The following is a 25,941-nucleotide window of genomic DNA, read 5'->3' as shown; positions in this document are numbered from 1 at the left end:
CCGACGTTTTGATTTGTAAAGATATTTATTTATTTGGATACTTTAGGTTTAAAGCCTGTAATATTGCCCAAGTTTCTGCATCCATCATTCCGGAATAATTTTGAGGTCGGAAGTGATACTGAAAAGTCTCAATTGTTTTCTTGGTGGCATCATCATAAACACCGGTTGGGTTAAGATCGTACCCAAAATCTTTTAAAGCCGTCTGAATCTTAAATACAAAAGAAGGTACGGTCATTTGCATGGTGTAATCTTCTAAAACTGCAGTATTGTAAAAGTTCATCTTTGTAGCTTCATCATACCACATTCCTATCTGATATTCATCATATAACTTTTTCCAGGGGAATTTTGGTCCCGGATCCTGTTTTCTGGTCGGCGCAATATCGGAGTGACCTAAAATATTGGTGGGTGCAATCATATATCTTCTAGACAAATCTTTTACCAGAGCTGCAACTTTCTCTACCTGCTCTTCCGGAAAGTCAGGAAAAATTTTATTGCCGTCTGCATTGGTCGTATAACCTGCATTAACGATCTCTATTCCTATGGAAGTATCATTCAGCATCTTATCTTTTCTCCAGGCACTAATACCTGCATGATAGGCTCTTTTATTCTCATCAACAAGTTGATAAATTTCGTTATCAGCTAAATTATTAACCAGATAATGAGCACTCACCGACTGTTGTGTAAGAACATTCACAGATTTGTCGTCATCTAAAGCCGTGTAATGCAGAATAATATATTTCTGACGAAAGTTTTGTCCAACCGATGGAAAATAAGTTTTCACCACTTTATAACCTGCCGGATTTGCACTTACAATAGATCCGTAGCTGATGGTATTATCATTTTTTGAAGCATCGGCAATATTTTCACGATAAAAATCGACTCCATGCTCCCGATCAATTTTAGGTTTTGCTACCGGAATTACCGGTTTTGCAGGTGCAATTTTTGGAGCTGTAGGTTTTGCTGCAACTTTTTGAACATTTTTTTGCGTTCCACAAGAAATAATTATAAAACTTAAGGATATGATAGCTAAGGATTTACGCATATATTTAAAAATAATTTGATTTAAGATTCAAAAATACGAATATTTTTTAGGAATTTTTTTTGGATTATAAGAAAAACTCTTCTATATTTGCACTCGCAATTACAGAACAGACGCTCTTATAAATATTGCACTGGAGAGTTGCCTGAGTGGCCGAAAGGACTTGTTTGCTAAACAAGCGTATGGGAAACTGTACCAAGGGTTCGAATCCCTTACTCTCCGCAACTTCTACCAAAAAATTATTCGGGGCGTAGCGTAGTCCGGTCATCGCGCCTGGTTTGGGACCAGGAGGTCGCAGGTTCGAATCCTGCCGCCCCGACTTTATAGAAAACTCTTTCGAGAGTTTTCTCTTTTTTTAAAGAACTTTCTCTTCCCAACGAGAAGTTTAAAAAATCCCAATTTTGGGTGCGTAGCTCAGCTGGATAGAGCATCTGCCTTCTAAGCAGACGGTCACAGGTTCGAATCCTGTCGCGCTCACTTAAAAGACTGAGAATATTTCTCGGTCTTTTTTTGTTTTAAGTTATTTGGTACGAAGATGATTCTGTCCGATTTTTATCCTTGATTTCTTGTTCGCTCGCAATTCCCCTTCTCTAATTATTTAAAAATCAGAATTTCACAGTTAATTCTCAGGAATATTTTATTCATCAGTTTAATGGAAATTCAGCTGATTTATTTCAATCTCAGAAAGTTTATTTAAAGGACTTCCCCAATAACTTCGTAGTTCGTGAAGATTTGCCACGTTTTCAACGTCGGAAGGGAATCAATTTCAGAATACAATTTTTTCTAATGAAGTATTATCATTTTAAAAATATTCCCATATCTATTTTTTTGCAAATATCCTTCATTTTAAGCGGATAAAGTTTTTTGGATTGTCTATTTTAGATATATCAACAGGTACTAAAATTTCTCATTTCTTATTAAAAATTGCGGTTTTAGTGTCTATAATTCTTTCATCGGAAAATTTACTTCTAATGGAATTGTAATCATCAAGTTCAAATTCATCTTTTCACGTCCAATACGTGTCCGATTCCGTAAGAAAATTAATTTCTACTTTTTATTTTCAGATTTTCCTCATTAATGAAATATTTCTCAGTTTTAATAATTTTCCTTGAATCAAATCCTTTCCCCGTGCTATACTCTAATTTTATATCAAGATTCTTATCTATAAAAAGGCAATGTATTTATCGACTCTATCGTCATTAGTTTCTAATGTCTCGCTTTTACCAACCAATTTTTTATCAACTAATATATTATCCTTAATCGTCACAACGTACCATCTTTCATTGTCTCCATCAAACCAGGTTAAAAAAACATTAGTTGCTAGTTCGTAAACACTAGTAGCGGCTGAACCATTAATAACAACTTTCTTGTCAATAATTGGAAATTTGGCATTAGCATTTGAAAAATCGGATTTAGAAAGAGTCTTTTCAGATAAAATAGGAGTTTCTTTCTTTTTGTTGTTAATTCTCCATTCTGAAAGTTTTATAATATTACCTTCAATTGGCTCAAAAATTTTAATATTATTACAATTTCCTTTTTCTACATAAAATATGTAATAAGTTTCATATCTTATTTCTGAATTATAACCCGCCTTAATTTCGTAATAATTAACTTTATCAATTTATAAGCTATCTGACATTAATGAAATACCTTTTTTATGATTTGATATAGAGTCAATCAATTTATTCTTACTTACGACTTCCTCTAATTGGAAAATTTTGTTTTCAGCATTTTCTAAACCGCAATTTACTTTGATTGACGACTTACTTATTTCAATTTGCTTATTGAAATCGTTTTCTTTACATCCGAGCAGAATGTATAATGCTATTAAAAATACTTTGCTATTATAGTTCATAACTATTGTAATTATCTACCAATGCAATGTCTTATTTTTCAGAAATCGGCTATTATCGAACTAACATTTTTATATCATTAGTGCTTCAAGTAGTCTCGTAGTTATCAGGGTGGACCAAATTTGTCGAAATCGGAAACATAGGAAATCATTTCTTTTAGATGTGGCAAATTATAATAATTTTCTTTTTTTGAATGCTTTTGAAAAATTAATCAAAATGTCTTCGGATAAACTAACTAGCAATAGCTTAATATATTCCCCCACATACCATTATGCCATTTTTCTGGCGAATCTTTCCAATATTTTTTATATAGTGAATCGGTTGTATTTGAAGCATAAGCAACAATTTTTACTAATTCTTCCTCACTCCATTGACGTTTATTGTATCCATAATATTGATCAATTTGATGAATTGCATACTTTTCGACCGAAAGAACATATGTATTATTTTTTGAAGTTGTATATTTTGAAATATAAGCCAAAACACCTGTGTCAATATTTAATTTACCTTTTATATCTCTCGTGAAAATTAGTTTACTGGTATTTATTGAGGAGTTTTTAGGTTTGCTTTCATTTTATCTGAAAGAGATAAATCTGAGGAGAATTTTAGATCAATTGCGTTCGCAAAATTAAAATGGTAGTGTTTCACTAACTGTGTAAGTTGAAAAATTATTCTGAAAAATTTTGAGCCTTCAAAAGCTCAAAACTTTTTCGGAAATAACTTTTTACTATTTTTAAACTTTATACAGTTATGATCGACAAAGAAGAATTATTAAACAACAAGGATTTCTACAAATCCTTCAAGAGTGGAGAAGATTTAACCTCTTTCTTCAAAACAATGCACAAACGAGCCGTAGAACATATGCTCGAAGCCGAATTAGATGACCATCTGGATACCGAGAAACATCAAAAAACAAAAGACGGAAATTATCGCAATGGCCATCAAACCAAGAAGATAAAAACCTCTTTTGGCGAAGATGAAATTAAAGTTCCGCGGGATAGGGAAAGTACTTTTGAGCCAGCCTTAGTTCCCAAAAGGCATAATATTATTGAAGGTTTGGAAAATGTTATCATCTCATTTTATGCCAAAGGAATGAGTGTAAGTGATATTGAAGATCAGATCAAGGAAATGTATGATTTTGATGTTTCAACATCCACAATATCCAGGATTACCAATGCGGTTTCCAGTGAGATTGTCGCTTGGCAAAATCGGCCACTAGAGGATTTATACCTCATTGTTTGGATGGATGGAATTGTTTTTAAAGTCCGTGAGAACTCAAAAGTTATCAACAAAACCATTTATCTTGCCGTTGGTTTAAGACGGGATGGAAGAAAAGAAGTTCTGGGAATGTGGCTTGGAAAAAACGAAAGTTCCAGTTTTTGGATGAGCGTTTTAACTGACATAAAAGCACGTGGCGTAGAAGATATACTGATCACTGCAACGGATAATCTCAATGGATTTACCCAAACTATTCGCAGTGTTTTCCCACAATCTCAAACTCAGATCTGCGTGGTGCATCAGATTAGAAATGCTTGTAAATACGTAGTTTGGAAGGACAGAAAAGCCTTTACTTCCGACATGAAACACATTTACAACGCTCCCACCAAGCAAGCCGCAGAAGCCGCCTTAAATGATTTTGCAGAAAAATGGGAATCTAAATATTCGTATGCCATCAAATCCTGGAGAGATAATTGGGATGAATTAACGGTATTTTTCGAATTTCCGGTGGAAATCCGTAAAATCATTTACACCACCAATTTAATAGAAAATCTCAACGGAAAAATAAGAAAATATACTAAAAATAAAATGTCTTTTCCTACTGATGATGCGGTTTTAAAGTCAGTTTTCCTTGCCTTAAGAGAAGCAACAAAAAAATGGACAATGCCGATTCGAGATTGGGGAATCGTATTAAATCAATTTATGCTTATATTTGAAGAAAGGCTCAAGTTATAAAAAACTCAAGTCTTAAACTTTTCAACTTACACACTTTGCGGGACAGTGTCGTTAAAATGCAAATTTTTAATATTTTTTCCAAGCGAGACAATAACCCCGTCTTCTATTTGCTCAACAGAAAAAGTCTTTTCATTCTCTTCATCTTCATCAAGTATAATTTCTTTTTGACCCAAAAATTTTAATTCATTTTCATGATATCTGTAAGCGTATATATTAGCACCATTTTCTAAGAAAAAATCAAGTATTATGATTTTATCATTTTTATTAACGAAGAGAAAACTTTCATAACCTAACTCTTTTGGAAATTGAATATTTTGATGTACAAATTCTGTGGAATCAATTGAGAAATTAACAAATTTTTTATCAAATGTTATAGATAAGTTTTTTTCTTCATTTACACGTTTTGAAGCCGAAAATTCCTCACCAACACATTCAAGTTTTATCTTCTTGTATTCGGCCATCTTTAATGCATTTAGCGAATCAGTAATTCCGTTATCAACTTTTGTTAATTCTTTTTCGTAATTAACATTTTCTTTACAAGAAATTATTGAAACGAACAAAAGTATCAAGACCGTAACCAATATTTTATTCATACCTATTATTTATTTGCCTGTGACTTATCTTGAATTTTTCTATCTTCTGCAGAAAGTTGAGTTTCATTTTTATTTGACTTCTTTCCATATATTGTCCTGTAAATTAAATTTTTGAGAGTCAAAGGTTAATGTTCTATTTTTAAAATCTACTTTTTCGGGCAACGGTCCATTTTGAAATTTAAAATTTGGATCTAGATTAAACTTTTTATCTTTTCCTTGAAAGTAATACGAAAATATCGGTCTTGGGCCTCCAACATCAGTCATAATTGCAAAATCATCCAAGCCATCAAAGTTATAATCGGCACTTGAAATTATATCACATTGTAAACTTGTAAAATAAATCCATGACTCAGGAACAAAAGAAATATTTTGTAAAACTAAATCACTATTTTTTTTCAAAATTATTATTCTAGCTATCCAGGGATTTTGATCACTCCTGTTTTCAAGTTTATTATATTTTCCAGTCAGTGTTAAATCAAATTCTTTTGATAAATCTTTCATTTTACATTCTTCGACTGCAGCATTTTCTTTTGGACAATCGTAACAGTCATCGTCGCATGGAAGTTCTTTAACAATTCGAAGAGATTTAGCATAAAGACTATCTACAAATATGTGATTATTAATTTTGAAAAACTTTTGGTTTTCATCTAATTTTTGAAATATTAACAGACTATCGTCCGTTTCTGCAACTTCCCCATTATTTCTATTTTTTGTTTTAAATTGACTCTTGTTTTCTGAATTTTCAGTAGAAATTATATTTAAGTAAAATTTCTCCTGTCCTAATTGATGCAGGATACTATCTTTGTAAATTATATATTTTTCTATTTGTGCGCCACAAGGTTTGAAAAGTATTTTTCCATTTTGGGATTCTTGAACTTTAAAAAAGACATGACCAGTAATTTCCAGTTTTTTTTCTGTAGTTTTATTTTGGCAGGAGAATAATATCAATATACAAAATGATTGAATAATCAATAAATGCTTCATCGTAATTTATTTAATGTTTTTTTGACGTCTGAAATTTAGATTTTTTCACTATTAACCATTTTGCGTTGAATAATTATTTATGATTAAATGAGTTATTATTAATGTCATTGTTTAACTTCAAAAATATTAGTTTTATCATCTCTGTAAACTTAAAAATATGTTTATTATGAATTTCTGTGCAAAGTTTATAAGTAAACAAAAAGATTACACATGATGTAACTTAAGTTAAAAAAAAAATACTATAACTATTGGGACCTTACTTTTGAAGAGAATTTACTATTTTCATAGTTTTTTTTACCTGCAAAATAATAAACTACCCTAAACAAGAGTGCTCGTAGATTAGCGACATTTATTGTGAATTAATAAATTTCAGCTCTGAAAAGGATATCAACTGTAAGTGTTAAAAAGATTTTTTTTAACATCTTATACTACTAGCCATCTTTAGAAAAATTTCATACATTTTATTAGGTGAATTTATTCATTGTAAGGTCAATATCGCCAAAGAAACATATTCTATAAAATTTAATCAAAACAAAGCAACATCATCCCAAAACTAAACTTTAATTCACAAGAATGATATTAACCTTCAAAATTCTGGCAATCATGTATGAAAAAACTAGGTAAATCCACTTCAGATGTATAAAATTGACTAATAATTAGAGGGGTATTTAATTTTCCCTCGACAGTTAATGTATAATATAAAGAATTTTCATCCTTTTTAAATGTTAAAGTAGCATCCTCGGTAAAAATTTGCGCTTTGAATGGTTTTTCATTTTTTACAACTTTTATTATTTTAAAAGTAGTAACTTCTTTCGAATCACAATAATTTTCTATGTAAATTTTATCTTTACTTATTTTTAATGTGCCTAAATTACATGCGTAGCATGCATTGGAAATATCTAATCCAAATCTTTTAGAATCAGAGGTAGCAGTTGAATCAATAATAATTAAACCAATTAATTTATCGTCTGGAAATTCTTTTTGCAATTTTAGTAGAGAATTATCCTTTAAATTCCCATTTGTTTTGTCTGCACTTTTGTAAGAGCTTTTTTCGTGTTTATAACTGTATTTTTCAAGGATACTATTATTTGCTGATTGATTTTTCTGACATGCAACCGCCAAGAAAATTAAAAATACATAAATTAAGTTTTTCATTTTAGTAGACCTTCATTTTTAGAATTTCGTATCATTTCCTCAAGTAATTGTAAAGGATCGAACAAATCCTTTCTTCTCTTAAATGATCTATCTTTTGAATAGTTGATTGATTCTGCATATAACATATCACTATATTTGGTTTTGCTGCCTGTTGCACCTGAAGCTTCTCCTGTGTACAATTCAAAATGTAACATGCCTCTTTTATCTGGATAGGGCTGTACAACAAATGGATCTAATAATCCAACTTTTGCAATCGGATCGCCTCTTTTAACAATATCACCTTCCTTCACTAAGATACCACTTTTATTTACTTCACCGTACAATGCAAATAATTTAAATCCTTTCTTATATTCGTAGTCATGCTCAATTTCAATTGCGTAAGTATCATTGTAGTATTTATAGACTAATTTTACAGTTCCGCCATATATGGCATAAATGGGTTCATCTACGTCATAATATAAATCTCTGGCGGCATGTATTCTATCTTTGCCTCTTCTGTATCCAAATGTAGCAGCGTTGGCTTCTTTATTTGTGTAATCATATGCTGCGTAAGTTTCATTTTTTAAATTTTGAGGATGATTTAACGGCATACTTTGAAAAGGAAACAAAAGTTTATTATCATTTACAATAGAGTTTTCCACATGTACATTATCTGCACAGCATTCAGAGCCAAAATCTTTAAGAAACCCTTTCTTAAGATGCAAATTGCTTATTCCCTTTAGTTCCTCTTCATAAAATTTGTTGTAATGTTCTAAACAAATTTTCATTGGTGTTGCTGGTTGCCGTTTCCCTTTAAAAAGATGTCTGCTAAAATCTCCTTTGTGTGGTAAACTTGCCCATTCAGCACTTCCTTGATTTCGTATCGCTTTCTCAATTTCATCATTTATTACTAAATCTAAAAGACCTTTTTGTTTATCTTTCATTATAACCACACATAATCTATCTTGTGATTCAGGCTGATAATCATTGATCTTATAGATTTTACGATAATCATGATCTTTTTCGTATATATCTAAAATTTTAAAATATTTTCCTGTCCATTCTAATTTACTTCCTCCTAACCAAGCATAGGTATATTGCATAATTTGATAGGCACCTGCTGCTGATGAACCATCGTAAACTTTCATTGGATGAGTACTTAAATCTGTAATTTTATTTCCTCCAAAAGCTGTACTGTAACCTTTTTGGAAATCATGACTGATATAAACTACTTCCTTTTCTTTAGTTACCTTATTTATTTTTGATGATTTTATTAATTCTCCTGTTCCTTCCCCTACTCTAAGCATTCTTATAAAAGCTCTCACTCTTGCCTCACACTCACAAACACCATTTTCATTATTCTGCAAATGTACAACTTCACTTCCAGCAGTGACAGCTCCCACATAACTCACTTCTTTTTTTAGAATACTCTGTGGGATTAATGGAACAGTACATAATGTATTAGATTCACTACCATCTAAAAGCAAATTATCATTCGCATCAAAAATTTCAGGATAATAAGTTTTAGTTTTTTTATTCTGTTTTGCATCTTTTAATTTGCCCCAATCAACTTCAGTAACCAAAGTTCCGTCCTCTGCTACAATTCCTTCACTTTTTAATTCTGTTGCTTCTGGATCTTTTGTTAACTTTCCTTTTTTCTCAAAAATTTTAACTGTAAGTTTAGCGCCTTTGGCAAAGGTTGTGTTAGCGTAAACAAAACTTTTCATATCGTAATCTACAGGATTATGACTGGCTCTTCCATCTTTATCACCTATAATAGCACGATAAACTTCTTTTTTACTATTAACAGTTAAGTGTTTATGTGTACCTTCTACTGCTTTAACATCTGTAAAACTAGCGTTTTCAAAACCCACCAATTTTGTTTTAACATAAAGCTTTACCTCGTCTGATGCGATATGAGTTGTTCGATCCTTAATGGAATTCCCTAATTCTATTCTATGTGTTGAATATTTATCATTATTACTACCTAATATTATTCTGGAAATTTCTTTGTTTGAATAGGCAAAATCATCATCATCAAAAGGTTTGGAATCATCATCATAGATGTGCAATTCTATCTCTTCTCCTTCCACATTCTCTCCTCTTATGCAAAAATCTACTTGTTGCCCCCAACTTGCTTGGCTTATTTCGCTTCCGCCGAAATCATTCCAGAAGCCTTTGGTTATTTTTGCAACTAAAACATCTATATATTTAGAAACTCCTGTTTCAGAATTAATTTTGCAGGTAACATTAAATTTCCCAGCAACTTTAGGGGTCATTTTTACAGATTTTCCAGTACCTTTTAAGAATTGTGCTGACCAATGGATAATTTCATTTGGTAGCAAATCTGAAAATACCATTTTATCTACTGTCGCTATAATGGGTTTGCCTACTTTGGGATTTCCGCTTAATGAGAAACTTAGTACATCATTATTTTTTACCTCAAAATGCCAATCGTCTTCTTCATTTTTTGCTCCTTTTCCCGTAGCATTTGCGCTTTTACTGTATGCTTCTACTACATATTTTTTGGTTGCCATCAGTTTGTTTCCCGGAATCGTGATGATGTTTCCTGTTCCTATTAGAACGCCATCCAGATTCCATTTGATTTCGGAACTTTCTTCTGAAGTAATATTATAATCAGGATCATCTGGTAAAAAACCAAACCTCATTTTGCTGACCTGAAATGTCATTGTGGTTCCTGGCCTCACTACTTCGTTTTCGGGATTTACTATTTTCGCAATTCTCTTAATTCCCAAAACTACATTCCCTTCACTTTCACCAGAAAGCTGTTTTTCTATTACTTCTCCAGATTCTGTGGTCTATTTTGCTTTAACCGTATATGTTGCATTAGAGTTTTTTGGCGTGAATGTAATACTTGAAGTTCCCGTTTTAGCATTTGAAATATTATTTCCTGCGCCATCTTCTACGTGCATTGTCAACCTACCTTTTTCATCCTCTGTTAATTTTTGAATGAAAAACTCTGCCCGTATTCTTGTTGGTACACCTTTACGAAATTTTAATTTTTTTAACGGATCTATTCTGGAAGAATATTCGTATGAAGTTATACCTAAATCTTGTAGTTTATTTTCTACTACCTCAATATCGATAGAACAGGAAGCATCGCACTTATCGTATTTTCCATTTTCAAAATCTGGTTTTTTTGGTTTTCCATATCCTTCGATACGATATTTGCCGAATTCTCCAAAACTTTGCGAAAACTCTGTGCCTATCTGTTCTCTTACTAATAATCGATTTTCTTTGTCTCCTTTATGATCTGTATAAACCATCCAAGAAGTCAATTGCTTATTTCCGCTTTTTAAATTGGCTCGGAAGCTTGCCTCTTCATCTTTCCGAAGGAATATCACTTCTTTAATTTTGGAATCTTTCTCTTGAAATTTCTCTCTATCTTCAACTTCTGTGATTGCAATGGAAGTTACTATAGGATATTCCACCTTTTTCTTCGGCATTTCTATCGAAGGATTTACTGCTGCTAACTCCAAAGGATCTGTATTATCTGCATGCGCATTGCTTACACTATCTGTTTGACCGTGTTTGTTAATGGTTATGTTACCACCAATCATACATTTTAGTTCGGATATTTCTGTCAAAGTCTTTTTACCAAGAACTTGGGTGCTCTCGTAAGTTTTATCCCATTTAGGTGTTGGAACAAAAGAACACGGCAAATATCCTCCCGTCGTAGGCTGTAACTTACATTGTCCAAAAGTGGCGGCAGGTGGTAGGAATGTCTTATCGTCTTCGGTTGCTAAATATTTCTTGGATTGATCATTTAAAACAATGCTCTTGTGAGAAGTTACCTGTAAATCAGCGGTTTGCCTCGGATTTACGGCTTTATCGCATACACATTTTGCACCGTGAACGACGAAATACTTTCCGTCATGCTCGCCTTTGGACAGTTCTTCCTGTTTTTTTTCCTCTTCTTCTTTCTTTTTTTCTTCTTCTTGTTTTTGCGTGGCTTTTTTTTGCTCTTCTACAGGATCCAATGGTGGTTCTTCGCCATTCATTTCATATACTTCTTCTTGAGAGGGAGTCATCAAAGTAGAACCTGCAAATGGCATTTCTGATGTTTTCTGGTCAGAAACAGAATCATGGTATTCCTTTAATTGATGCCAGTCTTTCAACCCCAATTTTTTGGCGATATCCATCATGTTTTCTCCGCTCTTTACCTTGTATGGAATAGGTTCTGCCATAATATTATTTATTTGAAAGCGTTATTTTCTGTTCATAGAAAAATTTATTTTCTACTTCTATGCATATTTCTGTGTCTGCCTTTTTCATTCTGCCAGTTTCTCCTGTATAATCAATATTTAATTTAAAATCTGCAAACAATCCTATATTTTCTTCTTCAAAATCCACCTGGTATTCATTTTTGTGTACGTTACGAATAATTTCATCCATCATTTCTTGCGCATTGTTTATTTTCGGCTCAAAATTTAAAGTATTATTGTTTTTAGAATAAATCATTGCGCCTTTCCATTCAGAATTACCGATAGCTAGAATATTCCATTTTATAAAATAATCTTGTTTTTTTTCAAATTTTTGCATCCCAAAATTCAGGATTTTCATAAAAGGCAATTGTTTCACAAACTCTGATAATTTTTCAACAGTATCAGTAGCTTTTTTAAACTGATTCTGTATATTTATTAATCCATCTCCACCATATTTAGCTTCTAACTGATCATCCTTTTTCTTAATTCTTCTCTGAATTTCAGTAAGATTTACAATTTTCAATCTAAAGTTTTCCACTACACAATGCAAAGGAAAAAGTGCTTCCATATAATGGTTAGCGATGCTTAGAAACTTGGTATCAATTTTTTTTTCGTTCACCTTAAAATTTGTTCTCTCAATGCTTACTTCAAAATCTTCTTTCTCTTGCTCATTTTCTACAAATAAATTGTAAGAAATATTTGTTTCATATTCTTGGTCACCAATTTTCAGTATAGATTTCTCTTCCAAATGGTAGGTATTTGTCGGGAAATATTTTAATAAGTCTTTCATTTAATTTTTACTTAAATTGTATAGTAAATTCTTCGTACTTAAAAATTAATAAACAAAAAACAAATTTTAAAATTTTAGTAAAATTATGCAGATATTGCAATATTCCCATCAATAACGCTTTTCAAAATAACCGTACTAAGTAAAATATCATCTTGCAGATAATTGTTTCTTTTATTTTTTTATTTTAAACCCTAAGTTTAATTTAAGAATATCGTCATCGCCTATTTCAGTGTACTCGTTATTCACTTTTACATCTATATCTCCGCCTTGATTTATAGGTCTGGTTTTAAAATCATTAATTTTGTAATAAATTGTATCATTAATTTTTAATTCATATTTATTACCGGTTGATAGCCGATTCTGCTCTGATTTAAATTTTATAATTAAATATTTATTTTTGTTTAGTGTATCATATATAGTTCTTACATGATCTGCTTTGTATACTCTAGATTTGTTTTTATTGTAACTTAATAATGAAATACTCTTGGGCAGTGGTTTATTATTCCAATCCCAAATCCAGATCTCACTTTTGATGTTTTTTCTAGAATTATTATTACACGAAAAAATAAAAAATATTAATGTAGAAATAAAATACTTTTTAATGAACTTCAATATATCCATAATAGTTTGATTTGAATGATTTCACTTTTGGTAACTATTGAATATTTTTTGCTTTATTGTAGTAATCCATCATAACTTTATATTACCTTCTCTATCAATAAATGCAGTCCCGTTAATTTTGTAACTAATGATATAAGGGTTTCCAGAAGATCTTACTTCTAATTTCTGAAAATCACTGACTGTAAATTGCTTTCCCTTCATTTGAAATAATATTTTATCCTCAACTTGTAATGAATCTCTTCTATCAAGTCCTATTTTAAGATCTATTTTATTATCGCTTTTTGAATAAACTTTAAAATGTCCTTTATCGATAGTATCATTATCTCTTAATAAATAGATATTACTTTCTTTTATATCCGATTCATCGCCATTAATAATAACTATAGGCGGAAAATCGTTTAGTAATACATATTTACTTTCCTTTCCGGGTGCACAGTTTAATAAGAGTATTGCGCTTAAAAGCAATACTTTATTTTTTAAATTTAATAAATCCATAAAAATTTGAGTTAAAAACTTTTGATCTGAATGATACACTCTTAAATAGTTGATGATAGCTATAATATGAAAATTGGTATTTTTTATTTTTTTCATCAAAGATTAGGTCACCTTCATAACTAATCCAATGATAATTTGTGACACAACCTAAATAGCTCACAGAATCATCGAGCATATCTGAATCGATCATTAATAATATATGCCAGCCTTCCTGATAAAGTTTTTGAATTTCAATAAGCGTACTCGAATAATTTCTTCCAGTGATTATGCTTGTTTTATCTTCAACCGAACTTGCGCCATATAGATTCTTGATTGCCAGTACCATATAATCACACCAGTTTATAGCATCCCAATTCTCATTTTTAGTACCTTCATAATTATGATTGTCAGAGCTTCTTGTTCCAGCTAATATTATCCAATCTGAAATATGCATCAGTTTATGAGGTATAATTGGTTTTCCATTAGAGTATTTGTCGTAATGCGGATATTGAAGATTAGCTAAAGTCGGTTGCATCTCATATAAACTTTTATTGGGCGCCAATTTGAAACTATTTATTTTTTGTTCCCCTGTTCTAAAGAACTCTTTATAGGCACTAAAAAACTTTTCCTTAAAGTCTTGTGCAAAAAAATATATAAGTGCGGCAGTTCCACATAAAGAGGTGTAATGCTGATCAATTTTGGAAGGATCATCTTTTCTCGCAGCCAAACCATCTAGAAATATCTTACTATCAAACCACCTGAATCTATTATGATTCCATATTTTTAAATATCCTTCATTTTCAGAATCATTTATATAGGCCATAACATGGAGTGTCCTTCCGCAAATATCTTTTTCATTTAAATGTAAACTGTAAGTGTCTCCAGTTTTAGAAGAGCTCTTTTCTATCCATTTATTTTTTGAGAGACTATGATATTTATACTTCCATTTAATTTTTTTCAGATCGTTAGGATTTCCATTAGTGTACGCACTCACTTTGAAAGAGTAAGTTTTACCATAAAGCATTCCGGGCTGTACACCTTTACCAGTTCCATCGTTTTTAGAACCATTGTCTAAAGCCGTCAAAAGCTTTATGCTTTTCACCTGCGTAGGTTCAATCCCTTTTCTATCAGTCGGTTTTTTAGTATCAAATTCTACTCCTGGTGTTGCCATTTCTTATAGTGTTTCGTATTGATTAACTATGAATTTGCTGGTGGAAATTTTAAGCTTATATATTTTCCCATTTTTTCATATTCTATATTAAACAGCAATTTTCCGCTATCATTCTTAATCTGGTATTGGAAGTTTTCACTCCTTTTTTGAAAACCTAACTGCTCAACTTTTTTTAAAATTAACTTTAAGTCTGACAGCGAAATTTTATTTAATTTACTTACCAAGGATAAAGATTCGTTACTATTATTTCTTTCTTTAAAAACGATATCTCTTTCAAGCTCATTATTGGGAATATTTATATTTTTAATGCCAAATGTATTTTCATCTAACACATATTCTATTAAAACATCTTTTTGATCGGGCTGACCTTCTAAATCGTCCAACGCTTTATAAAAGATAACGTTTGTTGCCATTGTAGGAAGACTTTGATTTAATACATAATCTTGCGCTTCTTCTTTAGACATTTTGGAAATGACTGTATTTATAGAATCACTAACATTTTTTGAAGACTTAATATTTTCAACAGCAAAATCATTAATCTTTTTTATTCCGGAAATATTATCTTCAAAATTGAAAATGTAAGTACCGTAAACATCATTGATAGAAGTATATCTTATTTCCATAGATTGTGATTTCGTAGTTTTTATACAGCTGAAATTAATTAATAATATTATAAAAGCTATTAGTGGTTTTATTTTCATAAGGCGATATCTATTAATATTGTAAAAGGTTGATATTTAGACTTATCAGTAACATTTTTGAAATGCTGTAGACAAAACATTGCCACCAAACCAGGTATCCATTGTTTAATAACACCTCCCGATCCACCGTCTTCCCATCCAGCTCCAAAGGTGTCCAGAAATGTCACCTTATCTATTTCTATCTCTATTTCTTTACTAATTTCATATTGATATAATTTGTAGCTTGCGCTGCACCCTTGAATTCCTCCAACAAAAGTCGCAACTTCATTTACCCAAGGATTCATTCCCTCGAGTGGAGAATAGTACGGCAAATTAGTAGAAAATTGATAAATTTTTGCGGCACTTTCATTGATATACTTTTTTTCCAAGTATCTATTTTTTAGCTCAGATTTTAGACCCTCAAGAAAAGTTTCTTTAAATCTTGAAGAATCTTTGATTTCATTTGATGGATTTGAACCCTCAATAAATGCGAATGGACTTCCATTACCTACGAAAAAATGATTGGCTAACTTTCTCCCATTTTCTCCAAAACCATCTTCAATATCTGAAAAACTAAGTAATGTAGTCTTTAATTCAGCTTTAAGATAAGTTTCTGTGTAAGATTTCGTAAGATTTACATTTACGATATCATAACTGGACATCCCATTTTGTCTCATTGTTTGCTCTGAAGGGCTATCTGCAGAAACCCAGTCATATCCCCTATTTCCATTCCTATTGATAATGATTGTTTTCCCATTCTCTTTTATCCAATAACCTTTTTTAACAACTCCCTTATCTATCAGAATTTTTTTATCAGCAGCTTCTTTCTCACTGTCCTTACCAAAACCCTGCAATATGGCACGTTTTTGACTTGAAAGTTCCAATTTATTTTTAGTCGCCTCTATTATAACTTCTCCAGATTCTTCATTAGAAACCTTGGAAATCGAAGTGTAATTATTCGCTACCTGAATATTGATGTTTTTCGCTTTTTTAATGATTGCCATGGTAAAAACGTTTAATGAGAGTTTCCTTCTTCTCCACTTTGAGATTTTACTGTTTTTTCACTTTGTAAAATCATATTTTCTTTCGTACTTACTACGGTTACTTTTTCTGCGTAAGAATCACTTTTCTTTGCTTGAATATTTCTTTCATTTTCAGAAATTTCATTTCGCATATCTGAAGATTCGTGAATATTACCAGTAGCGCTCTGCATTAAATCTCTTCCTGCTGTATCAATCATGTTCACTCCTGCATTGGAAACAATATTCACGTTTGCAGTTGAAAAAATATTACTTCCTGCAACTGAAGTAATATCTACTCCGGCACTCATTTTTATATTCTTTCCCGCTGTAAAAGTCATATCATTCGGCGCAGTCACCGTAATATTCCCCGCACCATCCATAAAATAAGTATTCCCACTAGGATCCAGAATCGTCACACTTTTTTCTTCGTCATTCATTAAAACTTTAATACCACTTTTGGTTTGGATGGATCGCATGTGATTATTCACACCGCCGCCTAATCCAACTCCTCCATGAAACATTCCGCCCATCACGAACGGTCTATCTGGATGATTGTGCACAAAACCAACCATTACTTGGTCGCCAACTTCCGGGATCGCGACGTAACCGCGGTTCTGAGAAACCTCATCGGTTCCTCCAGCATCTGGACTCATCATACTTATCAAATCTGTGGTGTCATGCAGTTGCCAGTCGAATTTTACTGTCACTCTTCCCTGTCTTTGTGGGATCGGTATTCGAGATTACCGTAGCTATTTGGGGTTGCGAGATTGGAGTCGTAAAATTTGGTCTTGGTATGTACAGTGTATCTGCTGCAACCGCTTCAAAAGTTCTGGTATAATGTACAAGCGTGTCTATTTAGTGGATTACTTCCTTCATCATGACTGTGGTAAAATAACTTGTTTGGTTGGAATCCATTTTTCGTATCTAGAGATTTGCCACACAAACCGTATAGAGAAAAGGTTGTACCGCTAAAATAAAGAATTCCTAAGGCTTTAATTGCTCAAGCTTCTAACAGTGTGCGTTTACTTTTAATTTAAAACTTTAATAGTATTCAAACTTTCTTTCAACAATTGAGTCAATTAATTCATTTACAAAATCTGTTTTTTTGATCCAGTTGCCATTTTTATCCAATTCAAATCGTGAAGATATTTCATATTCAATATCTCTATTTGGATAATAATGTGTTTCTTTAATTGCATTACCTCCACCATCATATTGAAATTTCACATTCGCCATTTCTATCCCATTGCGATCCAATCTAATTTTCTTTATTAAGTTTCCTGTTTTATCAAATTCACTATTGATTTTTTCTTCTATCTCACCACTGGCATTATAATAGATTTCTTCAACATTTTTCTCATTATTTTCACTGATTTGAATAAGGGTCTGCGATGAAAGTTTATTTTTAGTAAATATTTTAGTTTCAATGAGTTGTTTGCTTTTGTCATATCGGTTAAAAACAGTAAACTGGTGTTTACCAAAATTATCGGTGACGGTTTTAATGATCTTTTCTCTACTGATGTACTGATAATCGGTTTTTATCTTGATACGTTTAGATCCAAATGTAGCCAACGTTTCAATAAGCTGCTCATTTTTGTCGTAAACATTAGAAATAGTAGGATTATATTGCTCGTAAGTGCCTTTATTATTAACACTTGTGATAAAACCAAAACTATTGTAGTTGGTTTCACTGGCGCCCAAAATTTGGTCTGTATCCATTTTGTACGCAATTTCTTTTACTGTTTTTACTTCTCCAAAAAGTTTGTTAGTTTTTAAATCATTAATTTGAGAAAGATCTTTTATCGCCTGACCATTGCAGGCTATTATGAAAAAAAATAGAGTAAATAATTGATATATTAGTTTCATTTACTTTTTGTTTTTTGCTTCTTCCAATTGCTTTTTTATGTCTTCTGGAAACCAAGGTAATATTGGATCATTTTTGAATTGTTCATAAACTTCGTCGGGATTTAACATTTCTTCAGGAAGGTTAAGTTTTTTTAATTCTGCCTTGAAATCGGATTCTTTATCGAATAAGGAGAGTTTTTTTCCATTTGTGCTAATAATGAACCATTTCTCTGGCATTAAAAAATCAGAGTTGTTTTCATCTATAAGCTTAGATTTATACCCATAAATCATTGAATCATTTACATTAAAATTAAATAAAGGTGAAATACCACCACCTAATTCATTGTATAAATTTCCTAAATCAGTATCTAAAAACCATGCAGCAGAAGAATTATCTCTAAACAAAGTATAGGGTTTTAGCAAGGGAATAGTGGCAGTTGCATTTCCGACTTCATGAGTTAAATAATAAAACTGATCAATCCCTGCGTTTTTATAGGTGTAATTTGGTCCCTGCATGTTATTTTTTATTTTGTTTTTTACTTTATTACAATTTTGTAAGTTTATTGCAATAAAAATTATGCTTAATAAATATATATATATTTTCATATATTGGTGTTTAACGTGTTTCTCGAATCCACTTTAAGCGTTCTTGTTGCATTTTTTCTCCTACTTTTTTCATGGCTTCTTCAATTTTTTTTGTCCCATTAGCTTTCCAATCTATCTGCTCTTTTGAATAAGAATTATTCCATTTACCTTTTATTTTCATAAGATCATTTGCTCCAGCGATATCATGATAAAGAAACCCTAATATTATACTCGCAACATCATATTCTATACTTCTTTCTCCATTGGAAGAGGGTCTTAAATCAAACTGATCTTCAAACTTATGGGTGATAACAGCGCTTCCATTCTGATTTACTGTAATGTTTGAAGTTACGCCAATACTTCTCAAAAGCCAAGTTAATTCATTTGCAGCAACTTTCCAGGTATCTTTATATTTTGAACTAAATGGTGTTTTAAACTGCTCCCACATCGATCCTTGAGATCTTTTTCCTCCTAGTTGAATCCCTTTACGATCCGTTAAATTAAATTTTTCTTTTCCATATTTTGAATTAATTATGATTTTAGAAGCTATTTCTTTCTCATATTCTAAAAAAACAGGATCTTCATTTATCAGTTTAATTAATCGTTTGCTTTGGCTGATATCTACTTCACCATGCTGAAGCATAGAATAGAGACCTGCTTCGAAAAGATTATCAATTTTACCATCATCAAAACCTATTGCTTTTGCAAAACTTTGTCTTGCCCCATTTCCCCATCCAGAACCGGAATAATCTTTTTCACCTTTCCACCAATCTTCAATTTTTGTGTACCAATGTGGTTCGACTTTTAGTTCCTCTTTAGCTTTATCGACCCACTTTTTTACACCTGCAGTATTTGCAACGTTAGTTTTGATCATTTTGCTTTTACCATCACCTTCTACATAACTTTTATCCTCCTTTTGTTTTTGTGTTGGTGAGGCTCCAGAAGAGTAATTGACTTTGTAAAACAAACCTTTACCGGTTTCCTGTATTCTATCCCAGATGCTATCTTCTTTATGCTCATCCCAATCTGAGAGAGTACCCTTTATAAACATTAATCCAACAGGCGCAAAATGCGCTTGAAGTTCCATTTCGTGCACTTTTACAAAGGCAAGTAACGCATTTAATTTTCTTCTATAAAGTTCACTTTTCAAGTAAACTTTTTGTTTCACACCTTCAGCCTTTGCAATCGACTGCATCATAATATCTTTAAACCAAGATGGCAGAATGTTACTTATTTGCGGAATTGGTAAAGTCGCAGGAATATATTTCTTGGAAGGATTTGCTTTTATATAGTCGCGATAGTTTTTGTAATGATGATAGGCTTCCCAATAGGTTTTAACGGTCTGTCTGTAAGTTGCACCTTTGGCATTAAGACTACCGTCCGAATTATATGCCTTATCCAGAATTCTTTTTGGAAATGAGTAACCATTTTTATCTTTAATAAAACCTTGTGGTGCTTCACTTGAATCAAATCCCCAACTTTCTATATACAAATTATCTTTTTCGTTACAGGCATTTTTAACATATGGAATATCACCCATTCTGGTAACAAATAATGCGCGGTCATTTGGAAACGTAAATTGAACCGCGCGATTTAGTAAACCTCCCCAAGAAGTGTTACCTAAAATCTCATTCATTTTTTCATAAATTCCCTGATTTTGATATAATTTTTCCTTGGAAAAAATATCTCCTAACCATTCTATTACCCAATCATTAATAAAATCTTCAAAATAATATTTTTGAAATTGTTCATAATCTTTACCATATAATCCTTGAGGTTGATGTGTTGCCAAAAATAAAATATTAATAGGGATTTCTTCCCAACCCATTTCATAAGCGTAGTAAGTTACACCTAAAGCAACACCAGCAGCAATTGCTGCACCTTGACTGTGACCAACTATGGTTACTGGTTTGTATTGCGGAGTATAACTTAATGCTCCCGGATTTTTTTCTTTAATTTTATCTATTTCTTTCTTCTCTTTTATATTCCATTTTTGTTTTGCCCATGCGTATCCCTGTGCAATACCATGTTCAACACGATGCGCACCAGAAGATTGTAAACCGTGAGAACCATTAATGAAATGTGCATTTCCTAGTGCGTGGAAATATTCTTTAAAAACCTGCGAATAGCGCTTTTTTGAAACATTATCATAACCCTCCCAGTAACCTTCAAACTGTTCTTTTGCAGAAAACATCCATCTGAAATATTCTGTTTCTTTATAATTTTTGTCACTATAAGTTGTTCCACCTCCTTGTCGATCTATAAATTCAAGTTCGTCATTAGTCATAATATCACTTCCATCAGAAATCTTTTTCTCGCTCATGTTAGCTGAGCGATATGGTTTTTGATTGATATCATCTGGTACTTTGTCCATTATAACATTAAGGAACGATCCAGGATTTTTCTTCGGACTACTTAGATAGCCATTACAGAATATAATATCACCTTTTAAGGTGGGCTCAGGCATATCCATCACTGGAGGTTTTGGCGGATCAGATGGATCACCTAGTTTCTCCCCTTGCTCATATCCATCTTCATTAATTGTTTTTAATGCATAGGTATTAATGTTTTCTTTAGAAAACATATTATGTCCCTTTGCTGAAATTTTAGTGTACGTTCCTTTTACAATTCTTGTTCTAGACATAATTAATGTGCTTTAGATTTTTCACCACTATTATTCTGTATTTCCTTTTGTGCATGTTTATTTACGTGCTCTTGAGATTGTATATTTATATCTTTATCACTCACCTCATTTCTCTCCATTTTCGTCTCACTATGCACATCACCCTCAATTATCTCCATCAATTTGCCCGTAATAAACATACTCGTATCTCCCAAGACAGATGTCATCTTCATTGCACCAATACTTTGAGTTGCATTCATTCCTACTGTTTGAGTATTATTCATTCCGATAATTTCGCTGGCATTCATACCCACATTCGTGGTCATATTCTCTCCAACATTAATATTCATATTCTTACAGTTCAACGTCATCGTCTCCGGCGCCGTAATATTAATATTACTTCCCGTTGTATCCAGATGAATCTCGTTTCCGGATTTATCGGTGATGATAATGCTTTCGTCTTCCGTAAAAACGATTCGGTGTCCACTTCTAGTTTGAATGGATTTTACACGGTTATCCGCTCCACCGCCCAAGCCAACCTGGCCATGAAACATTCCGCCCATCACAAAAGGCCGATCCGGATGGTTGTGCACAAAACCAACCATCACCTGATCGCCAAACTAAGAATATAAATTTACATTGTACGAATATAAAATATATGATAGAATATATAAATAAAGATAAAAAATATAACTTTGGGTGGCTGAATTATAAATACGATAATTACACTATTAATTTCAAACGTTTTAGGTTGCTTTAGGTATAATTGTTCTCTCACAAAAAGCAGCAACCCCATTTCGTAGAAGATGCAAATTATACTTCAACGATACTTAATGTTACTTTTCAAGAGTATTTAGTAGATCATAAAGGCTTTTTGCATATTCTGGAATTTCGTCTGCAGATGTAAAAACAAAATTTTCAGCATCACCACGTGAATAATAAAGAGTAAAACTCCAGCCGCCAGAATCATTCTGTAGTCCGTCGCTAAAAAAAGGGCTTAATTCATTTCTGTCATTAAAGTCTTTAAAAATTTTAGAATTATCTTTTTTTATAATTTGAATTGTATCAGTATTTAAAAGGTCGCCTTTGGGGCTCCTTAATTCATTAATCGCATATATTTGATTTTCTTTAACAGAATAGTATTTACTAGAAATATTTTTCGTCATGTCAATCATACCAGCAGTTGTCGACAAATGAATGTCAATTATTTCACTTTTAGACTTGGCACTTTCTTTACTTTTATTATTACAGAATAACAATAAATTCATAGAAAGTACTAGATGTAAGTATTTCATTATTTAATAGTTATGGGTTAAACTTCGATCTCCTCGCATAATATCCCATTGCCATTTGAAAAATGAATACATTTTACCTTTATGCGCATTGGCCCCCGAGCTAAATAAAGTTCCATTTCTGAAAACGCCTGCCTGCCAAGTGTAATCCATGTAATTGTCAGTGTAGCCGTGATAAAAAGTATGTTTTGCTCTGGCACCCTCTTGGAAAACATGAGGCAAAGATAAAGAATGACCACATTCATGCATAATTGTATGGCCGTCTTTTAAGCCTGCATTGTAAACAATATAAAAATTTCCCCAATTTCTATTGGAATCAATAGAACATGATCCTAAAACATTACCTGCCGTAAGAGAAGTTAAGAATAAATATGTTTTTTTGTTTTGATTGCCGTTTATTCCTCCTACAGCTTTAAATTTTCCGTATCTATCATAAAGAACCCCAAGTGTGTTTTTAATAAATTCCGAGTCGTTTCCGCTCATTTTTTGTTTAAAATTAATGACATCCGCATCTTCCAGCGGCAGTAAATTAATGTCAAATTTAGTATCAATAGAAATTTCAGCTCTTATTAAAGCTTGGTTGAAGGACTGATTTTTAAAAAGGTATTGAAAGTCATCTTTTAATTGCGCACTGTTTCCGGGAGTTATTACATTAACAACTACAATTTCTGCTTTAGGAATAACATTATTTTTATAAACCATCAGTTTTCCTACTTCCTGTTTCTCCTCTATTCCAGTATTATTATCTTTTAGTTTAGCAAATACTTTTATTTCTTCGTCTTGATTTAAAGCACCTCCTTCACATTTTATTGTAACCTTTTTATTCAATTTATAAAAATTAATATTCTTCCCATTTATATTTCTTGAAGTTTTCTTTGTCGCCAAAACTTCTGAAATAGGAATTTTTCCTGGGCTTATTTTTAAATGTTTATTTTTACTTTCCAATATTATTTCTGTTCCATCAGATACTATTGAATCAATCTCATCAAATTGTAAATCTAAACTTATACCCGACGTATGCATGCGTGAACCGTGTGCAAATTCCTTCGTTGTGGTGTGCGCGAAAATTGATAACCATGCAGGATAGTATTTTATTCCATAAGGTACAATAGAGTTTTTAACTCCTGTCAAATATTCTTGTTTTAGCTTATTTACATTTTTGCATAAAGGTGTTGCCGCATTTATTGGAGTTCCATTATTATCATTTGTCACCATTTTGATAGGAAAAATATATTCTTCCCGTAACCAATCAAAACCATACTTTCCGTCATAATCCGACGGTCTTCTAAAATGTACGATAAATCTTTTCAATTTAATATTTGGATTTATCAGTGGAGGACTTTCATTAACATTATGAGAAATTACTCGTCCTGCATTTTGTACAAACTGATTTAATGACGATGAATTATAAATTTCATTGGCGTAATTCTTTACATCACCACCTGTTGTTTCAATATAATCACCTCCTATGTAAGATTCTTTCCCCATGATTTAGTGACTTTTAGATTTTTCACCAGAATTATTTTGAATATCTTTTTTTGCGTGTTGTTCAAACATTCCATCACTTTGATTCATCATTTTTCCATTCGCCACTCTCGTTCTGTCTTTTTCAGTGTGGCTTTCCTTATTCCCCTGTATAAACTCTGTCATTTTCCCTACAACATTGGTGATAAAATCTGTTCCCACCGAAAGCATATGAAGCATTCCTATACTCGTTGTTTTATTCATACCTGCTGATTCGGAAATGTTCATTCCCACAGTACTATTTTGGTTCATACCCACACTCGTGGTCATATTTTCCCCCACGTTAATATTCATATTCTTACAATTCAGCGTCATCGTTTCCGGCGCAGTAATATTAATATTGCTTCCCGTCGTGTCCAAATGAATCTCATTTCCTGATTTATCAGTAATAATAATACTTTCATCTTCGGTAAAAACAATGCGGTGCCCGCTTCTGGTCTGAATGGATTTTACACGGTTATCCGCTCCACCGCCCAAGCCAACCTGGCCATGAAACATTCCGCCCATCACGAATGGTCTATCTGGATGATTGTGTACAAAACCCACCATCACCTGATCACCAACTTCGGGGATCGCAACATAACCACGGTTTTGGCTCACTTGGTCTGTTCCTCCTGCATCTGGACTCATCATTCTTATGAAATCTGTGGTGTCGTGCAGCTGCCAGTCGAATTTTACGGTAACTCTGCCTTGGCCTTGCGGATCGGTGTTGCTGATGACGGCTGCCATTTGTGGTTGTGCAATGGGTAGCGTAAATTCTGAGGTGGGTAGAAAACCGGTATCACTTGCAATGGCTTTCCTAAACGCAATCAAATAGGCATTTTTCCGTCTTTCTACTTTTAATAATATTGCTCAAAACGATATGTGATTTTTGAAGTTTCTACATTGTATAAGTAATATTTACAATCATTGATGATAAAGATTGAGATAAGCACTAAATGGAATATTAATAAGCTAAAGTAAAAATTTTTTTATTTAATAAATCTAAGTCTAGTTCAATACAGCATTTTTTAAAATAACTATTTTCTTTTTCCTTTTTAAAGTGCTAACTGTAATTAAATCTGCATTAAACCGATATGATTTCCCCACTTCTAACTCAAGAAATTTATAAGAGCGAAAATATAATAGTTTGTTATTTTGATTGAGAAAATAGGTGATCTTGAGATCATTTAATCTCTGCGATTCATTACCTATTGCAGCTCCAAATCCATTGTAATCTTCAATATCCACCACCAAAGGTCTTGGTTTACCCAGATGTATTTTCCCTCTACTTAAATTGGGAGAAGCAATGAATGTAATTTTTTCCATTGTGACATTTTCAACTTTCCCCCGTAATAATAAACTTTCATCATCACATTTAATTTGATTTAAAGTGGTTTTAAAACACTGCTGTTCCTCAGCTTCTATATAATGAACAGGTCTAACTGAATGCATAGGGTTGCTTTCCAAAACTTCAGCGCTACCTGTTTTTTGGGTACAATAAATTATTGAAAGCAATAGAAATAGTGACAAAAAATTTTTCATTATTCTTT

General features: G+C 32.2%; 23 protein-coding genes and 3 tRNA genes. 4 read left to right on the top strand and 22 right to left on the bottom strand.

All coding sequences use genetic code 11. From position 1 onward, the window contains the following. Positions 1–25 precede the first annotated feature (25 nt). On the bottom strand, positions 26–1,042 hold the full coding sequence (locus tag EIB73_RS00365) for an N-acetylmuramoyl-L-alanine amidase (protein WP_125021537.1): 1,017 nt from the start codon (positions 1,040–1,042) through the stop codon (positions 26–28). A gap of 132 nt (positions 1,043–1,174) precedes the next feature. On the opposite strand from EIB73_RS00365, the gene EIB73_RS00360 reads away from it, so the two are divergent. The 3 genes from EIB73_RS00360 to EIB73_RS00350 all read left to right on the top strand — a co-directional run bounded on the left by EIB73_RS00360 (position 1,175) and on the right by EIB73_RS00350 (position 1,516). Continuing rightward, positions 1,175–1,261, top strand: a tRNA-Ser gene (locus tag EIB73_RS00360). Positions 1,262–1,283: 22 nt separating this feature from the next. Next, positions 1,284–1,358 (top strand) — tRNA-Pro (locus tag EIB73_RS00355). Positions 1,359–1,442: 84 nt separating this feature from the next. Next, positions 1,443–1,516: transfer RNA gene (locus tag EIB73_RS00350), tRNA-Arg, on the top strand. Positions 1,517–3,127: 1,611 nt separating this feature from the next. On the opposite strand, the gene EIB73_RS00345 is transcribed toward EIB73_RS00350, so the two are convergent. Next, entirely contained in the window at positions 3,128–3,373 is a 246-nt protein-coding gene (locus EIB73_RS00345; protein WP_125021535.1) for a hypothetical protein, read from the bottom strand. Between the two features lie 269 nt (positions 3,374–3,642). Between EIB73_RS00345 and EIB73_RS00340 the strand changes: the two genes are divergently transcribed. Next, positions 3,643–4,845 (top strand): IS256 family transposase, encoded by a 1,203-nt coding sequence (locus EIB73_RS00340; protein ID WP_125021533.1) that lies wholly within the window; start codon positions 3,643–3,645, stop codon positions 4,843–4,845. A 26-nt stretch (positions 4,846–4,871) separates the two neighbouring features. Here the strand turns inward: EIB73_RS00340 and EIB73_RS00335 are convergent, their stop codons facing one another. The 20 genes from EIB73_RS00335 to EIB73_RS00240 all read right to left on the bottom strand — a co-directional run bounded on the left by EIB73_RS00335 (position 4,872) and on the right by EIB73_RS00240 (position 25,933). Beyond that, positions 4,872–5,438 (bottom strand): hypothetical protein, encoded by a 567-nt coding sequence (locus EIB73_RS00335; protein WP_125021531.1) that lies wholly within the window; start codon positions 5,436–5,438, stop codon positions 4,872–4,874. A 69-nt stretch (positions 5,439–5,507) separates the two neighbouring features. After that, the gene (locus EIB73_RS00330; protein WP_125021529.1) at positions 5,508–6,422 is read right to left on the bottom strand and encodes an XAC2610-related protein; all 915 of its coding nucleotides are present in this window, start codon (positions 6,420–6,422) and stop codon (positions 5,508–5,510) included. Positions 6,423–7,001: 579 nt separating this feature from the next. Beyond that, positions 7,002–7,577, bottom strand: a complete 576-nt coding sequence (locus tag EIB73_RS00325) for a hypothetical protein (protein ID WP_125021528.1) — start codon at positions 7,575–7,577, stop codon at positions 7,002–7,004. Next, entirely contained in the window at positions 7,574–10,264 is a 2,691-nt protein-coding gene (locus tag EIB73_RS00320; RefSeq protein ID WP_125021527.1) for a M23 family metallopeptidase, read from the bottom strand. Before EIB73_RS00320 ends, EIB73_RS00325 begins: the two co-directional genes overlap by 4 nt. Positions 10,265–10,375: 111 nt before the next feature. Continuing rightward, entirely contained in the window at positions 10,376–11,764 is a 1,389-nt protein-coding gene (locus tag EIB73_RS00315) for a DUF4280 domain-containing protein (protein WP_125021526.1), read from the bottom strand. 4 nt (positions 11,765–11,768) lie between these two features. Then, positions 11,769–12,530: a hypothetical protein gene (locus tag EIB73_RS00310; protein ID WP_125021524.1), complete on the bottom strand. Its 762-nt coding sequence runs from the start codon at positions 12,528–12,530 to the stop codon at positions 11,769–11,771. Positions 12,531–12,743: 213 nt separating this feature from the next. Further along, on the bottom strand, positions 12,744–13,193 hold the full coding sequence (locus tag EIB73_RS00305) for a hypothetical protein (protein WP_125021522.1): 450 nt from the start codon (positions 13,191–13,193) through the stop codon (positions 12,744–12,746). Between the two features lie 69 nt (positions 13,194–13,262). Then, entirely contained in the window at positions 13,263–13,688 is a 426-nt protein-coding gene (locus EIB73_RS00300) for a hypothetical protein (RefSeq protein WP_125021520.1), read from the bottom strand. Then, positions 13,663–14,838 carry a hypothetical protein gene (locus tag EIB73_RS00295; protein ID WP_125021518.1) on the bottom strand — a complete coding sequence of 392 codons (1,176 nt, stop codon included), beginning with the start codon at positions 14,836–14,838 and terminating at the stop codon, positions 13,663–13,665. Before EIB73_RS00295 ends, EIB73_RS00300 begins: the two co-directional genes overlap by 26 nt. Before the next feature lie 26 nt (positions 14,839–14,864). Next, complete coding sequence (locus EIB73_RS00290; RefSeq protein WP_125021516.1) at positions 14,865–15,461, bottom strand: hypothetical protein; 597 nt, start codon at positions 15,459–15,461, stop codon at positions 14,865–14,867. Between the two features lie 74 nt (positions 15,462–15,535). Further along, entirely contained in the window at positions 15,536–16,522 is a 987-nt protein-coding gene (locus tag EIB73_RS00285; protein ID WP_125021515.1) for a hypothetical protein, read from the bottom strand. Between the two features lie 11 nt (positions 16,523–16,533). Further along, positions 16,534–17,247 carry a phage baseplate assembly protein V gene (locus EIB73_RS00280; protein WP_185144624.1) on the bottom strand — a complete coding sequence of 238 codons (714 nt, stop codon included), beginning with the start codon at positions 17,245–17,247 and terminating at the stop codon, positions 16,534–16,536. Positions 17,248–17,581: 334 nt separating this feature from the next. Next, positions 17,582–18,406, bottom strand: a complete 825-nt coding sequence (locus EIB73_RS00275; RefSeq protein ID WP_125021513.1) for a hypothetical protein — start codon at positions 18,404–18,406, stop codon at positions 17,582–17,584. Continuing rightward, on the bottom strand, positions 18,407–18,991 hold the full coding sequence (locus EIB73_RS00270) for a hypothetical protein (RefSeq protein ID WP_125021511.1): 585 nt from the start codon (positions 18,989–18,991) through the stop codon (positions 18,407–18,409). A gap of 10 nt (positions 18,992–19,001) precedes the next feature. Next, complete coding sequence (locus EIB73_RS00265) at positions 19,002–21,554, bottom strand: hypothetical protein (protein ID WP_125021509.1); 2,553 nt, start codon at positions 21,552–21,554, stop codon at positions 19,002–19,004. Positions 21,555–21,616: 62 nt separating this feature from the next. Next, positions 21,617–22,198, bottom strand: a complete 582-nt coding sequence (locus tag EIB73_RS00260) for a hypothetical protein (protein ID WP_228411254.1) — start codon at positions 22,196–22,198, stop codon at positions 21,617–21,619. A gap of 231 nt (positions 22,199–22,429) precedes the next feature. After that, positions 22,430–22,888, bottom strand: coding sequence for a hypothetical protein (locus tag EIB73_RS00255; protein WP_125021507.1), 459 nt, complete (start codon positions 22,886–22,888; stop codon positions 22,430–22,432). Positions 22,889–22,891: 3 nt separating this feature from the next. Then, positions 22,892–24,373, bottom strand: a complete 1,482-nt coding sequence (locus tag EIB73_RS00250) for a zinc metalloprotease (protein WP_125021505.1) — start codon at positions 24,371–24,373, stop codon at positions 22,892–22,894. Positions 24,374–24,376: 3 nt separating this feature from the next. After that, entirely contained in the window at positions 24,377–25,222 is an 846-nt protein-coding gene (locus EIB73_RS00245) for a phage baseplate assembly protein V (protein WP_228411253.1), read from the bottom strand. 177 nt (positions 25,223–25,399) lie between these two features. After that, positions 25,400–25,933: a hypothetical protein gene (locus tag EIB73_RS00240; RefSeq protein WP_125021503.1), complete on the bottom strand. Its 534-nt coding sequence runs from the start codon at positions 25,931–25,933 to the stop codon at positions 25,400–25,402. Positions 25,934–25,941 lie beyond the last annotated feature (8 nt).

It is taken from the genome of Kaistella carnis (genome assembly GCF_003860585.1).
In the GTDB taxonomy this organism is placed as follows: Bacteria; Bacteroidota; Bacteroidia; order Flavobacteriales; family Weeksellaceae; genus Kaistella; species Kaistella carnis.
The sequence above is the reverse complement of the archived record's forward strand: the minus strand, read 5'-3'. Positions and strand labels throughout refer to the sequence as shown.